The sequence below is a fragment of the Mixta mediterraneensis genome, assembly GCF_014946725.1.
Classification (GTDB): domain Bacteria; phylum Pseudomonadota; class Gammaproteobacteria; order Enterobacterales; family Enterobacteriaceae; genus Pantoea; species Pantoea mediterraneensis.
In genome coordinates this window covers 1-14,319 of sequence record NZ_JACFXY010000018.1, presented here as the reverse complement: position 1 = coordinate 14,319, position 14,319 = coordinate 1, and the positions used below count along the sequence as shown (strand labels likewise).

At 53.4% G+C, this 14,319-nt stretch carries 10 protein-coding genes and 2 pseudogenes; 5 read left to right on the top strand and 7 right to left on the bottom strand.

Annotation, left to right across the window (positions count from 1 at the left end; genetic code table 11):
* The first annotated feature begins 7 nt into the window (after window positions 1–7).
* The 3 genes from istA to H2P46_RS20795 all read left to right on the top strand — a co-directional run bounded on the left by istA (window position 8) and on the right by H2P46_RS20795 (window position 2,858).
* Entirely contained in the window at window positions 8–1,036 is a 1,029-nt protein-coding gene (gene istA / locus H2P46_RS20805; protein WP_193403243.1) for an IS21 family transposase, read from the top strand.
* On the top strand, window positions 1,033–1,821 hold the full coding sequence (gene istB, locus H2P46_RS20800) for an IS21-like element helper ATPase IstB (protein WP_193403211.1): 789 nt from the start codon (window positions 1,033–1,035) through the stop codon (window positions 1,819–1,821). The genes istA and istB overlap by 4 nt, the downstream gene beginning before the upstream one ends.
* Before the next feature lie 404 nt (window positions 1,822–2,225).
* Entirely contained in the window at window positions 2,226–2,858 is a 633-nt protein-coding gene (locus H2P46_RS20795; protein ID WP_137270283.1) for an acyl-homoserine-lactone synthase, read from the top strand.
* Here the strand turns inward: H2P46_RS20795 and H2P46_RS20790 are convergent.
* The 5 genes and pseudogenes from H2P46_RS20790 to H2P46_RS20765 form a co-directional block, all read right to left on the bottom strand.
* The gene (locus tag H2P46_RS20790; protein WP_193406718.1) at window positions 2,830–3,579 is read right to left on the bottom strand and encodes a LuxR family transcriptional regulator; all 750 of its coding nucleotides are present in this window, start codon (window positions 3,577–3,579) and stop codon (window positions 2,830–2,832) included. The genes H2P46_RS20795 and H2P46_RS20790 overlap by 29 nt on opposite strands.
* 331 nt (window positions 3,580–3,910) lie before the next feature.
* Window positions 3,911–4,606, bottom strand: a pseudogene (locus H2P46_RS20780) (IS6 family transposase).
* Window positions 4,607–4,683: 77 nt separating this feature from the next.
* A complete protein-coding gene (locus H2P46_RS20775) occupies window positions 4,684–5,637 on the bottom strand; it encodes an Rpn family recombination-promoting nuclease/putative transposase (RefSeq protein ID WP_193406716.1) in 954 nt (317 codons plus the stop codon).
* 123 nt (window positions 5,638–5,760) lie between these two features.
* Window positions 5,761–6,357 carry a recombinase family protein gene (locus H2P46_RS20770; RefSeq protein ID WP_193406715.1) on the bottom strand — a complete coding sequence of 199 codons (597 nt, stop codon included), beginning with the start codon at window positions 6,355–6,357 and terminating at the stop codon, window positions 5,761–5,763.
* A 118-nt stretch (window positions 6,358–6,475) separates the two neighbouring features.
* Window positions 6,476–9,427 carry a Tn3 family transposase gene (locus H2P46_RS20765; RefSeq protein ID WP_193406714.1) on the bottom strand — a complete coding sequence of 984 codons (2,952 nt, stop codon included), beginning with the start codon at window positions 9,425–9,427 and terminating at the stop codon, window positions 6,476–6,478.
* 204 nt (window positions 9,428–9,631) lie between these two features.
* Between H2P46_RS20765 and H2P46_RS20760 the strand changes: the two genes are divergently transcribed.
* Complete coding sequence (locus tag H2P46_RS20760) at window positions 9,632–11,641, top strand: NADPH-dependent 2,4-dienoyl-CoA reductase (protein WP_193406713.1); 2,010 nt, start codon at window positions 9,632–9,634, stop codon at window positions 11,639–11,641.
* 109 nt (window positions 11,642–11,750) lie between these two features.
* Here H2P46_RS20760 and H2P46_RS20755 read toward each other — a convergent pair whose 3' ends face one another.
* Together H2P46_RS20755 and H2P46_RS20750 are read right to left on the bottom strand one after the other, a co-directional pair.
* Entirely contained in the window at window positions 11,751–12,557 is an 807-nt protein-coding gene (locus H2P46_RS20755; protein WP_193406741.1) for a 5'-nucleotidase, lipoprotein e(P4) family, read from the bottom strand.
* A gap of 188 nt (window positions 12,558–12,745) precedes the next feature.
* On the bottom strand, window positions 12,746–13,450 hold the full coding sequence (locus H2P46_RS20750) for an IS6 family transposase (protein ID WP_193406712.1): 705 nt from the start codon (window positions 13,448–13,450) through the stop codon (window positions 12,746–12,748).
* A gap of 252 nt (window positions 13,451–13,702) precedes the next feature.
* Between H2P46_RS20750 and H2P46_RS20745 the strand changes: the two are divergent.
* Window positions 13,703–14,194, top strand: a pseudogene (locus tag H2P46_RS20745) (DDE-type integrase/transposase/recombinase); the annotation flags it as partial.
* Window positions 14,195–14,319: the final 125 nt, after the last annotated feature.

The following is a 14,319-nucleotide window of genomic DNA, read 5'->3' as shown; positions in this document are numbered from 1 at the left end:
ACTGCCAATGATGACATTGGAGACCAGAGTGGAGATTAGTGTTTTACACCGTCAGGGCATGTCGATACGCGCCATCGCGCGCCAGCTTTCATGCTCTCGTGAGACCGTTCGCAGATATATTCGTAGCCCGCTGCCCGTAGCGGATATGCGCTACAAGCCTCGCGCACCCAGACCCTGCAAGCTTGACCCGTTCAAGACCTATATCCTTGAGCGCGTGGCCGCTGCCAGGCCCCTCTGGATACCCGCCAGTGTGCTGCTGCGCGAGATCCGTCAGCGTGGTTACGAGGGTGGTTACAGCATGCTGACCGCTTTCCTGCACCCCATTAAGCAGCCCGTCACTGAAGAGGTAACACGCTTCGAGACCGAGCCTGGCTTTCAGATGCAAGTTGATTTCACCATCATCAGACTCGGTCATAACCCATTGCTGGCCTTTGTCGCCACGCTGGGCTGGAGCCGCGCGACTTTCGTCAAGTTTTACAGCAACCAGGACTCCGCTGCCTGGTGTGACGGCATTGAGTCTGCGCTCAGGTTCTTCGGCGGGACGCCGCATCAGCTGCTGTTCGACAACGCCAAGGCCATCATCATTGAGCGCGATGTCTACGGCCCCGGTAAGCATCGCTGGAACCCGCAGTTGATGCACGTCGCCGAGAAGTATGCCTTTACTCCCAAGGTCTGCCGACCCTATCGCGCCAAGACCAAGGGTAAGGTTGAGCGGTTTAACCATTACCTCAAGAACAGCTTTATCGTGCCTCTTACCGCGACCTTCCGGCAGGCCGGGCTGGTACTGGATGTACCTGCTGCCAACACACGCATCGGCGAGTGGCTGGTCACCGTCGCGAACACACGAGTGCATGGCACCACAGGCGTACCGCCTGAGCAGCGCATGCCGCGCGAGCGTGCTGCGCTATTGCCGTTACCGAAGGTCACGTTGGCATTGCCTGCACCTGTCCCAGCGCTCAGCCAGCGTCCGGTGCCGACCGAGAGCCTGCAACATCCTCTGGCAACGTACCAGGCCTTGCTCGAGGTGCCAGCATGAACCTTCAACATGATCGTATTGCCGCGCTCTGCGAGCAACTCAAGCTCGACCGCCTGCCGGCAGAGTGGCCGGGTGTGGCACAGGCGACCATCGACAACAGCGGCACGCATGCCGACTTCCTGGAAGCCGTTTTGCAGCTCCAGCATGATGGCCAGAACGAACGGCGTCGCCAGACCATTTTGCGGTTATCAGGCCTGCCGGTGATAAAAACACTGGAGCAGTTCGATTACGCCTATGCCAGTGGCGTTCCACGAAGTCAGATCCAGGAGTTGGCGGGTCTGACATTTATCGAACGTCAGGAGAACGTTGTCCTGCTCGGGCCTTCTGGCGTCGGCAAAACGCACCTGGCGACCGCCATTGGCTATAAGGCCGCGATGGCGGGTTTAAGCATTCGGTTCATTACCGCCGCCGACATGATGCTGCAACTGATGGCGTCACATCGTCAGGGTGACCTGAAGGGCTACCTGAACCGCGTCGTAGGTAAACCTAAGCTGTTGATCATCGACGAAGTGGGATATCTGCCGTTCGGTAAAATGGAGGCGAACCTGTTCTTCCAGGTAGTCGCTAAACGGTATGAGTCAGGCAGCGTGATCCTGACCAGCAACCTGCCGTTTACGCAGTGGTCCGGAACGTTTGGTGATGACGAGACACTGACGGCAGCGATGCTGGATCGGCTGCTTCACCATGCGCATATCGCCCAAATCAGCGGCCAAAGCTATCGACTGAAAGATAAGCTGAAAAGCGGTCAACTCCAGAAGAAAACGAAAGCAACAACGCTCGAATGATTCAAAGGGGGTGGGTCAGTTTTACTTTGGCAGGGTGGGTCAGAATTCGATCGGTATTGACAGTACTCCCGCGCTATACAGCATTTTCAGGGGTTTTGACCTTAATCCGATAACCTAAATGCGAGACCTCAAGGGCGACAACTTAAAAGCGATAACCGCTGAAACAAAATCAATCCGTTACGCAGCGGTATTGGTTAAATAATGCGCTTAACGTACAAAAATTTCCGATCTCCAAACTGCCCCCTCTTATACCGATGCCGGAGTAGCTGTCACTTCAGAAGTGAGATAGCAGCGCTAATTCTTCGGAAAAAATACTTAAATTTGCTTAATCCACTGAAACTGTGCGTGATAATTTGTAAAATCGTTGTATTGCGGTAATCAGCCGCGGTTTTAGGGGATAGGGAATGCTGGAACTTTTTGACGTGAGCTACGAAGAGCTAAGGACAACGCAGGCGTCAGAGCTTTACATGCTGCGAAAGCAGACCTTCAGTGACCGCCTCGGCTGGGACGTGGCCTGCAGTCAGGGAATGGAATCGGATGAATTTGACGGGCCGGGCACGCAGTATATTCTTGGACTTTATGAAGGGCAGCTAATCTGCAGCGTCCGGTTCGCCGCGCTCAGTCAGCCAAATATGATAACTCACACCTTCCGCGACTGCTTCAGTACGGTAGAGCTGCCTGAAGAGGGGACCGAATCCAGTCGTTTCTTCGTGGACAAGGCCCGCGCGCGCAGCCTGCTGGGAGAGAGCTATCCGGTCAGTCAGGTGCTGTTTCTGGCCATGGTTAACTGGGCGCAGCAACGGGGACATGCCCGCATCCACACCATCGTGAGCCGGGCTATGCTGACCATCCTGCGCCGCTCCGGGTGGCAGATCTCCGTGCTGAAGGAGGCTCATCTGACCGAAAAAGAGCGTATTTACCTGCTGACGCTGCCGACGGGCCCGGAGGATCAGCTGCAGCTCTCAGGTTCTGTTATCTCCCGTACGGGCTGTCCGCCTCAGGCGGTGGTCACCTGGCCGCTGAGGCTGCCGGTCTGATGAGATCCAGCTCAGCGCCCAGGCGGATGGCCTGCCGGGCGTTAGTGACGCCCAGTTTGGAAACCACGTTCTTGATATGAAACTTCACCGTGCTCACGGAGATACCGGTGATCGCCGCGATTTCCGCATACGTTTTCCCCATGCTGGCCCAGTAAAGCACTTCATTTTCCCGCACCGTAAAAATCGCGCCGTCAGTATTTTCAAAGCGCCCTCTGGCCTTATCAGTCATCGATCCCGTGAGTTTATACATCTGCGCGTTGAAGTCGATCAGCAGCATCTGGAGGGCACCCTGTTCTGCTGAAATGCGGGCTTCGAGCCCTTCCTGACCGATGCCGTTGATGATAAGCGACAGCAGCGCAAGGTTATTCATGTGATCGTGAAGCACAAACGTAAACCCGTTGACGATGTTATACTGACGCGAGAGCGTGAAAATTTTGGTAAACCGCAGGTCGGACATCAGCGTGATATTTTCGTCCCACGAAAAAGGCGAGGTTCGCTTAAAAGCAGAAAGAATAACGGGATCGGTCAGCTGAAAGTTGTTGGCCCGGTAGAGGCGAATCCACTCGTCCGGATAACTGGAGATTATAAGAACTTCTGAAGGTTTTTTTTTGTTTACGACGACGTAGGCATACTCAGGTGAGCCGTATGGTTGCAGCTTTCGCTGAATATAAGCCTGCAGCGTCTCTGTAACCGTGTTGTTTCCAGTAAAAAAAGCAAACATCACTGCTCCGGGTGGTTTCGTATTGCCGGTTTAATACCATACCTGCACTAAAGCACAGTAACATTAATACTTAAGCATAACTTACAATCGGAAGGCAAGCAGCTACAATAGCTGCAAGTTGTTGAAGCAGAAAAAAAACCTGACCTTACGGTCAGGTCGCTAAAACAGCCAACACCAGGGAAATCCGGTCAGACGGTACGCAAACAATAAAGTCACCGCTGGCCGGATCCACATTTTGCCACTTCCTCATGCCTCCAGGCAAATCATAGTGTTTCAGCTGGTTCTGTCGCATTAGCGTAGGCAAGTCAGAAAAAGTTGTGCTGCCGATATTTTAGGCAGCCAACAAATAAAATTGTTCCGCTGGTGACAATCTGTCGCCGGCGGGATGCTGAAGTTGTCCTTTGCGTATCATCTGTACCAACTCAATGCCTGCTAACAGCGTCTGCGACCGACGAAATGATGTAAATCCCAGCATCGGCCGTATTCGCCGTTTGATATTCCGATGGTCCTGCTCAATCAGGTTGTTCAGGTATTTGCTCTGCCTGACAGTGATGATGTCTTCTTCTGGTTTGTCAGCGTAGAGCGTGGACAGCGCCGCCGTATTGGCGCCACTTTTATCGATAGTGACCACCCCGGGTTTGCCGTGATAACGAATGGCCTTGCGAAAGAAACGCAACGCAGCGGCGGCGTCCCGTTTGGCGGTCAGCAGGAAGTCGACGGTTTGACCTGCCGTATCTACCGCGCGGTACAGATATTTCCACTGGCCTTTGATTTTGATGTAGGTTTCGTCCATGCGCCACCGCCGACCCACGGTGCGCTTATGCCGACGAAACGCCTTATCCAGCAGCGGCACCAGACGGATAACCCAGCGGTGAAGCGTCGAATGGTCAACAATAATGCCGCGCTCGGCCATAATTCTTCGAGATTGCGCAGGCTAAGGGCATAAACCAGATACCAGCGAACGCATTGAGCAATAACATCGAGGGGATAAGTGCAGGCGTTTGAAAGCTTTACGTATCAGAGGCATGAGCAGGCAATATCATAACAAAAAACAGCATGTTACCTGATGCCGTCTTAATGCGACAGAACCGTCTCAGGAAAGGGTTAGTGGCGGATCTGCGCCAGGTCGTCTTCAGACAGACCTGTCATTTTCATGACGGTATTGCGGTCGATGCCGTTTTCCAGCATGGTACGGGCAACTTCGAGTTTGCCTTCCTGTTTGCCTTCATTGCGGCCTTTTTCAATACCGCGTTGTTCACCGAGCTGCAGGCCTTCAGCCCTGCCCTTCTCGATACCCTTCTGTTCAAGTTGTTGAGCGATGGTCATAAGTGCGTCTCCGTGTTGCGGCACACGCTGTGCCAGTTCGCGTACAAAAGCTTCGGCGTCGGATGTTTCGCCTGCCTGCACTATATAGTGTACCAGCGATATGACCTGCGATGAAGACAGATATCCCGCCAGCAAAATGGGCGCCAGCCGGTCAACCAGTTCTGCCAGGTCCCGCTGATGAATATGTTTCTGCAGTAAGGTCAGGGCGGCCATGCTGCGATGGCCAGCAATTTCATCATCCGGAATGACCGTAACGTCTACCAGCGGGAAAGCGCTGTTGTAGAGTTCACCGGCCAGCGCCGGATCGTCAAACTCATCCAGCCAACGGGTGGAGTACGGATACGGGCTGCGCTTACCCGTATAGAACAGCACCGGTATCACCAGTGGCAGTTTTTTATGCCCTGCCTCCAGGTGGCGCTGCATGGCGTCCACTGCATAGCGTATCAGGCGGAAAGCCATATGTTTGTCCGGCGTTGACTGGTACTCGATGAGCACGTGGACATAACCATCACCTGCAGTGGTTTTCAGGCTGTAGAGGACGTCGCTGAAATACTGGCGGAGATCATCCTCAACGAACGAGCCGGATTCGAGTTTCAGCGTGCTGAGATCGCAGACTGCACGCAGCTCTGCGGGCAGGTGGATTTCCAGGAAATCCCGTGCAATATCCGGTTGCGTCAGGAACTGCCTGAACGTGGCATCGTGGGGGGTGGATGTGCTGCTTTTCTTTTTCATCAACCCTGGCTCTGAAAAATGACCCTAAGATGTTATCACAGCCAGGAAAAAGCTAATATTGGCGGTGAATGGAATTGCCATTCCTTCAGGGAACTGTGCCGGGGTGGTTCGGTCCCCTCCCCTTTATTCTGGTAACTCCGGGCTGACTGCATCGTCTCGCAGGCGCATGATGGTTTGTCTTGAGGTACCAAACTCGCGGGCAACGGCGCTGATACTGGCACCCGCTTTCAGGTGTTCAAGCGCTGCCTGCCGCTGGTCCGGGTTCAGCGCCGGTGGCCGGCCAAACCGTTTGCCCGCTGCTCTGGCCCTTGCAAGGCCTGAATGCGTGCGCTCAATCAGCAGGTCTTTCTCAAATTCTGCCACCGCCGAAATGACCTGCATGGTCATCTTACCTGCCGCGCTGGTAAGGTCCACGCCACCCAGCGCGAGGCAGTGTACGCGAATACCGGATGCTGCCAGCTGCTCAACGGTCTTTCGCACGTCCATTGCGTCACGGCCCAGGCGATCAAGTTTGGTCACTATCAGCACATCACCATTTTCCATACGATCAAGTAACCTGGCAAAACCGGTCCGTTCGCTGGCGGCTACCGAACCGCTGATTTGTTCCTCAATCAGGCGCTGGGGTTTAACGGTAAAACCGGCTGCTTCAATTTCCCTGCGCTGATTTTCCGTTGTCTGTTCAAGCGTGGAGACCCGACAGTAAGCAAAAACTCGGGACATGGCATAATTTTCTGTACGAAATGGATGTACGAATTATAACGCATGTACGAAAATAATTTCACTAAGTTTTGGACAGGTGTTGTAAGTAGTGTACGAAACCGGTCGGTTCCGGACACTATCAGGCGGCCAGCGCCAGCCGCTGATCCATGTTCAGCTCGATACGACCATACGGATTAACATGGTGGTATATCGATGGCGTCAGACCACGCCAGTCTTCTTCTGTCATTCGCTGCTGCCAGAGCGGCTCTGCCAGCACATTCTGGATCAACAATGTATTGATATAGACCAGACTGATTTGCAACAGGTGCAGAGAGAGCATCGACAGCTCCTGATCCGCAGGCCGGTTGCTGGTGAATTCTCCGTGTTCGCCATAAAAAATAAATTTATTGGCACTGTTCCAGTTTTCAACGACGTTGAGACCCGCATTAATTTCGCAACGCAGTGACTCATCGTGCAAATAACGGCAGAGGAAGATAGTCTTAATCGCTTTGCCCAGCTCTGCGAGTGCCTTATAGGTAGGGTGCTGAATGTTATTGCGGGTGAATCGTCGTAATATGGCCTCGGGTTCTGCTGTTCCGGTTCTCAGTGCCGCAGTATATTTGATTATCTCGTCATACTGTTGTGCAATAAGCTCCCAGTCGATCCCCCGGGTTAAAACCGGCGTCAAATGCGGGTACAACGAGGCATCTTCCTTTTCACACACATACAGTTTCTGTCGGGCGATCGCTTTCAGGCGCGGCAACAGATCGAACCCCAGCACATCACTGAACGCAAAAGCCACCTCACTTTGCCCGTGGCTGTCCACATACTGGTGGTTGATTTCCATGTCGGTACAGTGCTGCAGAACACCTTCCATCATCGCGGCCAACTCCGATGAGGAACAGCGGCGCAATTGTGAATAAATACACGTGGAGTGCGTATCCACATGCCAGTAAATCATCACGCCACGCCCGCCATAACGGGCATGCCATTCTGTCATCAGATTCTGATCATACGCACCAAACTTTCGGGAGTCGGCAGCACAGGATGTCGTCGCATTTCCCCAGATAGCGGGCTGACGAATACGGAAAATACCGTTCACAATATGTGAAATCGTTGAGCGTAAAGCATCTTTCTGAATAAACCGTCGTTTAACGTAGCGCAATTCATCATAGTTAACGCGGGGTTGCTGGCTGGCGATACGCTTCAGGCCTACATTGGTACCGAGGCCAAACAGACATAACAACAGGCGGCGTTGTAATACCCCGGGCTCAAGTACTTCCCGACTGGCAGATGTGCGAAATAACGACGAGAAATGTTCCCGTAAATCCACCTCCTTGAGTATGTCTATCAACTCCAGGTCGGCCCAGCGCTGGCCTATTTCCTGCTTCAGCGCTGCTGTGTTGGGTGGCTCCGCTTGTTTATCCAGCGGCGTCAGGTGGATACGATTTTTCCCCTGTTCCCTGATACGAAGTTTGGGATTATCCGGCAGTCCATTATTCAGCGTACCGAGCCAATAATGCATCCTGTCCTGGATTTGGTTAATAAAGGTTGTCGCATCAGTGGGTGCCTGCAACAGGGAATAATAATATGCGCGATTGGTGGCAAAATCGGCAGGGAGATCTTCTGCCGGATCACGATAACGATCAGCGCCGGTGACCCAGATTTCTTTGTTGCGCAGACTCTTGCGTAAGGCCCGTAACACACAGATTTCATAGTTGATACGATTAATACGCTCTTCACCGGACGGGCTCTGTACGATGACAACATCCCGCCATTTTTTCTGAATAATACCGTCAACAGGCACATCACCCACCGCATAGAAATGCTGATTGCTGGTCCTGTTTTCCTTAATAATCTGGATGGCATCAATCACAGGGCGATACAGAGCGTTGCCGGACTGAAACTCAAGCCGGTCCAGTACCGGCATCAACATCCGACGATAATGGCTACCGTAAGAAGAACGCATGGATTCATGTACTTCCTGTTCGGTATTTACCCCAAGTGTTTTGAATTCATCGACCAGATTTTGCAGCATTTTCTGTGAGACAACGGGATAGACAACGTCCTTTATGACGCCGTCCGGCTGATCAACAGTGGCCTCGGCCATGCGGAACAGCAGACGCGCCTTGCCCCTTACTTTTTTAAACGCCGCAAACTGCTTTTTATCGACCTTTTTTTCAGCCCGGGTGCCGAGGTTATGGATTAGCACCATCAACATCTCAATCAACGCATCGGTCAATTGCTGGCGGCGACGCCAGCAAAACATAGCGACCATGCTGTAACGGATCGCTGAAGGGTGGCGACGAAGATCCCTGATCGATTCACTGGCACACCGTTGTTGAAACTGCACGATGAATTTAGGGGATATTCCCTGAAAAATATTCGGCTGTAGCGCAACACTATCGAGACATTTTAGCTGGGCGATGACGGAAAGGACATTCTCCAGACTGGGCCTTCCCGGGTCAGCTTTGAGACCACTGAAGGTAACTTCGTTTATTCTGGCAGTGCCCGGTTCTTCGGCGGACAGTAAGTGATTGATGGCAACCTTACTGTCGAGTGAAAGTCGGGTAAATATGGTGTTTTGTTGTTTTATTTCAAACTGGTGTACGACTGAACGTATAATCCGATCCAGATGCTCGGCGGCGGGCCGTTCAATCTGCTGCTCCTGACACCAGTCAGTAACAAGTTCGCTGCCGTGTACAGCCTGCGGGTTTAACGGGAGGATAAATTCGGTTAACCAGGCGCTGAGCCTTGCTATATCAGCTTTATCTGGGAGCCTGACACCCAGATAGCGACGAATATTCTGGCGGTGCCGCTGAGCCTGCCGCCCCTGAAGCGGGTAGTTTTCAAGAGATACCGAAGTGCATCCGATCTGCCCGGCAATAGCATGCACAACACCTGAAGGGAAATCGTTTAATGATTCAGGGTAATGGCCCTGTACCTGTCGGAATTTTAGTTGAATGGCAAATCCCAGGCGCCCTGTATCGGTCATTCCTGGTAACAGGGAAAGTTCATCAGCAAGCAAACACCACTCGTCCCTGTTATCAAAAGTCTGCTCCGGTGACGACATCACAACTCCCTGGATCATCAGTGGTTAACCGCTATGGCAACCATTTCACAGGTGAGTAATTTTTACTCAGATCCAGTTCAAAAAAGTCAGATGTCGCATTTTGCAGCTTCGCTCCCACTAGGCCCTGTTCGTGGGTAAGATCACACAACCGCATTTGCCACTTTCCGAAAGCATTTTTCATCGCTACAGTAAACTCATCCGACCACTTACCTGCGGGCTGTTATGAGCGCTTCTCTTTTTTCTCCTCTGGATCTGGGCTTCACCCGGCTGAAAAATCGCGTGCTGATGGGATCAATGCACACCGGGCTGGAAGAGCATCCTGACGGGCCGCGTCGTCTGGCGGCGTTTTACGCTGAGCGCGCCGCCGCGGGCGTGGCGCTGATTGTCACCGGCGGGATTTCTCCCTCACCGGAAGGCGTGGTAATGGCGGGCGCTTCGGTGTTGAATCATCCCGGCCAGCTGGCTCACCATCGCGAAGTTACGCAAGCGGTGCATCAGGCCGGAGGCAAAATCGCCCTGCAGATCCTGCACGCAGGTCGTTACAGCTACCAGCCTTCGCTGGTTGCGCCTTCGCCATTGCAGGCTCCGATTAACCCATTTAAGCCTAACATTCTGAATAACGAAGATATTCTGGCGTTAATCGGTGACTTTGCCCGCTGCGCCGCGCTGGCGAAAGAGGCAGGCTATGACGGTGTCGAAATTATGGGCTCGGAAGGCTATCTGATTAACCAGTTTCTGGCGGCCAGGACCAACCATCGCGATGACGAATGGGGGGGTGATGAGACGCGTCGCATGCGCTTTGCTGTGGAGATTATCCGCGCTGTACGCGAAGTGGTCGGGCGGGAATTTATTATTATTTATCGCCTGTCGATGCTCGATCTGGTGGAACAGGGCAACACGCTGCCGCAGACCGTGCGCCTGGCAAAAGCCATTGAATATGCCGGTGCCACGCTGATTAACACCGGCATTGGCTGGCACGAGGCGAGAGTGCCGACCATTGCCACTTCGGTGCCGCGCGGGGCATTTGGCTGGGTGACGAAACAGCTCCGGCAGCATTTGAGCGTACCGATGATTACCACTAACCGCATCAACCATCCGGATGTGGCCCAGGCGCTGCTGGATGAAGGCTGTGCCGATATGGTTTCCATGGCGCGGCCCTTTCTCGCGGATGCACAGTTCGTGCAGAAAGCGCAGGCGGGCCGCAGTGATGAAATCAACACCTGTATCGGCTGTAATCAGGCCTGCCTCGACCAGATTTTTGCCGGAAAGCTGACCTCCTGCCTGGTGAATCCGCGAGCCTGCCATGAAACCGAGATGCCGCTGGCCCTTGCTCACCGGCCGAAAAGGCTCGCTGTGGTTGGCGCTGGCCCGGCCGGGCTGGCTTTTGCAGTGAATGCCGCAGGACGCGGTCATCAGGTAGTGCTGTTTAACCAGGCTCCGGACATTGGCGGCCAGTTCAACATTGCGCGGCAGATCCCCGGTAAGGAAGAGTTCAGTGAGACGCTGCGCTATTATCAAAGGCAGCTGGAGATCAACGGCGTGCTGCTGCGTCTGAATCAACAGGTGGCGGCCGCCGATCTGCTGGGCTTTGATGAAGTGGTACTGGCAACCGGCGTTTCTCCCCGTTCGCCGGAAATTACAGGTATTACCCACCCGAGTGTGCTGAGCTATCTTGATGTGCTGCGCGATAAAAAACCGGTCGGCAAACGCGTGGCAATTATTGGCGCAGGCGGTATTGGCTTCGATACTGCCGAATATCTGAGCCAGCACGGCGAGTCCGCCAGCCTGGATGTTGCCGCCTTCTGTGCTGAATGGGGCATCGACCAGACGCTGGAACAGCCAGGTGGTCTGACGACGCCGGTTTACCCGCAAACTGAACGACAAATCTGGTTACTACAGCGTAAACCGGGGAAACCGGGAGCCGCTCTCGGTAAAACTACCGGCTGGATACACCGTGCCAGCCTGCAGATGCGTAGCGTCATAATGTGGGGCAGCGTCGAGTATCAGAAGATCGATGACCAGGGACTGCATATCCTGCATGAGGGGCAGCCGAAAGTCCTGGAGGTGGATAACGTGGTGATTTGCGCCGGGCAGGAACCGAACCGGCAACTGGCTGGCCTTCTGGAACAGCAGGGAAAAACCGTGCATATCATCGGCGGTGCCGATGTGGCACTGGAGCTGGATGCCCGCCGGGCGATAGCTCAGGGCACGCGATTAGCGCTGGCCATCTGACCAGGCAGATACACAAAATTCTAAAGCGGCTGATTGCTATATGCCCTCCGGCAGACCGTAACAGCGGGTCTGCGGGAGGGCGTTCGTTTACCCCGTGGCAGCTTTCGCCTTACTTCCCATTCCAGGCTTTAAGATTGGCTTCACGGGTTTGCAGCTTCCGCTCCGGCGTCAGCTGGTTATAACCCTCACCCAGTCCGCTCTCCCAGTCGCCATAAAGCGGGTTAGGCAGAATAATAAACTGGGTGCCGAACAGTCGGCTATTCTGATTTACAAATGCCCGACGCTGGGCATTACCCTGATGGTAAGTGGCCGCGCCGTAATCGTTAAGGTTATCCCCGATATACAGCACCACGTTGTAGCCTTCTGACCTGATGGCATCAAAACGGGCCTGCTTGTTGGAGCTGTCGGTTTTCAGGCGCAGCGTTTTCTCATTCACACCGGTAAAGCCGAGACGCTTCAGGTTATCCGCCGTGGCCGTAGCATCTTTACCGTCACGGTTGGAGACGTAAAACATCGTGCCACCGTGGCTGTTAACGTAATTAGCAAAATTCACCGCACCCGGCACGGCAATTGCCTGACGCGCCTGGGTCCATCTTGACCTGCTCTTGTCAGCAAACGGCTGGTTGGCCTTGACCTGCCATGCGCTGTAGGCGCTGTTATCGATCATCGTTTCATCCAGATCGACAATCACCGCTTTCGGCTTGCCGGTCAGCGACGGCGCTTTATCAAAAGCCAGCGTGGCGAAGTTAAAGGCCTGATAAGCCAGCGCCTGATACTCGCCAGACTGCTGGAACCAGTTCAGCGCCATCACCGACTGTTGATTGAGCTGGTCAGGAGCATTCGGTTTTTGCGAGGTGCAGCCGGACAGAACCCGCGCCACCAGCAGGCTGGTGCTAAACAACGACGTTTTCTTCATCTTCAAGGTGGGGCTCCTTTCTGAAATTTACCGGAAACACTTTTGAATTAACGCCTTAAAAATGTCGCATCTCAGGCATAATGTAAAGCTATTGTTAGTATGAACATTGCCGAAACCGGGACATTGTGATGTCGAAGGCACTGTTGCAAATTTCTTGATACTGTAGCCTTTGGAATTACAGAAAGGCCTTAAATTTCAAAAACTCTGCTTACCAGACGCATCTCACCCAGGGGATGGCCGAAGTAAAAGTTTTCCGCCTGTCCTTTACGCAATGCCCGCATGACTTCAATCCCCTTGATAGTGGCATATGCCGTCTTCATGGATTTAAATCCCAGCGTGGCACCGATTATCCGTTTCAGTTTGCCATGATCGCATTCAATCACGTTATTCCGGTACTTAATTTGCCGGTGTTCAACATCAGGCGGACACCGGCCTTCCCGTTTCAATAACGCCAGCGCGCGACCATAGGTAGGGGCTTTATCGGTGTTGATGAGGCGGGGGATCTCCCAGCCTTTCACGTTGTTCAGAATCTTTCCCAGAAACCGGTATGCCGCTTTGCTGTTACGGCGCGGGGAAAGATAAAAATCGATGGTGCGGCCTTTGCTATCAACAGCACGGTACAGATAAGTCCACCGGCCGTTAACTCTGATATAAGTTTCGTCGAGATGCCAGGAACAGAACCCTGAAGGGTTACGCCAGTACCAGCGCAGCCGCTTTTCCATCTCAGGTGCATAACGCTGAACCCAGCGATAAATGGTGGTGTGATCGACATTTACTCCACGCTCGGCCAGCATCTCCTGCAGTTCACGATAGCTGATGCCATATTTGCAGTACCAGCGGACTGCCCACAGGATAATATGACGCTCAAAATGTCGGCCTTTGAAAGGATTCATGTGCTGCTCCTTCAGCTAAACAGTGGCATCAGTTTACCATCGCCAAATCTTTGCAACAGTGCCTTCTCCTTGGGGGGAACTATTCTTTCGAAGATCAAGTAGCGATCACGAATCTGGATAGTCTTCTGGAGGGGGTAGATCCACTAAGCGATGAAGATGACACGGAGTACGAATAAAACAATTAACAGCATGATAAATAATAGTTTTTATGTGAAAGGTGGAACTTTTGGAGGAAATGGGCGCGGAACCCCGGTATGGGCACTGCTGCGCAGACAATCAGAAACTGACGACATGGCGGTGATCAATGCCAAACGCGTATACCGCATCATGCGTCAGAATGCGCTGCTGCTTGAGCGAAAACCGTCAATACCGCCCTCGAAGCGGGCGCATACAGGGAAAGTGGCGGTTGGAGAAAGTAACCAGCGGTGGTGCTCTGACGGCTTCGAGTTCAGCTGTGATAATGGCGAAAAACTGCGTGTCACGTTCGCGCTGGACTGCTGCGATCGTGAAGCCCTGCACTGGGCGGCCAGTACCGGTGGATATGACAGCGAAACGGTTCAGGACGTGATGCTGGGTGCGGTGGAGCGCCGCTTCGGCAGCAGTCTGCCGGTATCACCTGTTGAGTGGCTGACGGATAACGGTTCAGCCTATCGGTCTCATCAGACACGTCAGTTCGCCAGAATGGTAGGACTTGAGCCTAAACATACGGCAGTACGCAGCCCGGAAAGCAACGGGATGGCAGATGTCAACAACGGGTAAAAAGTGATCCACTAACCGTCACCACCAACGGTTTAATATTGATCCACCTTGTTTACTCAGGATTAGCTTCCGCTATAACCCCGGCCTTTCGCTTCTGCTTCAGTCGATAG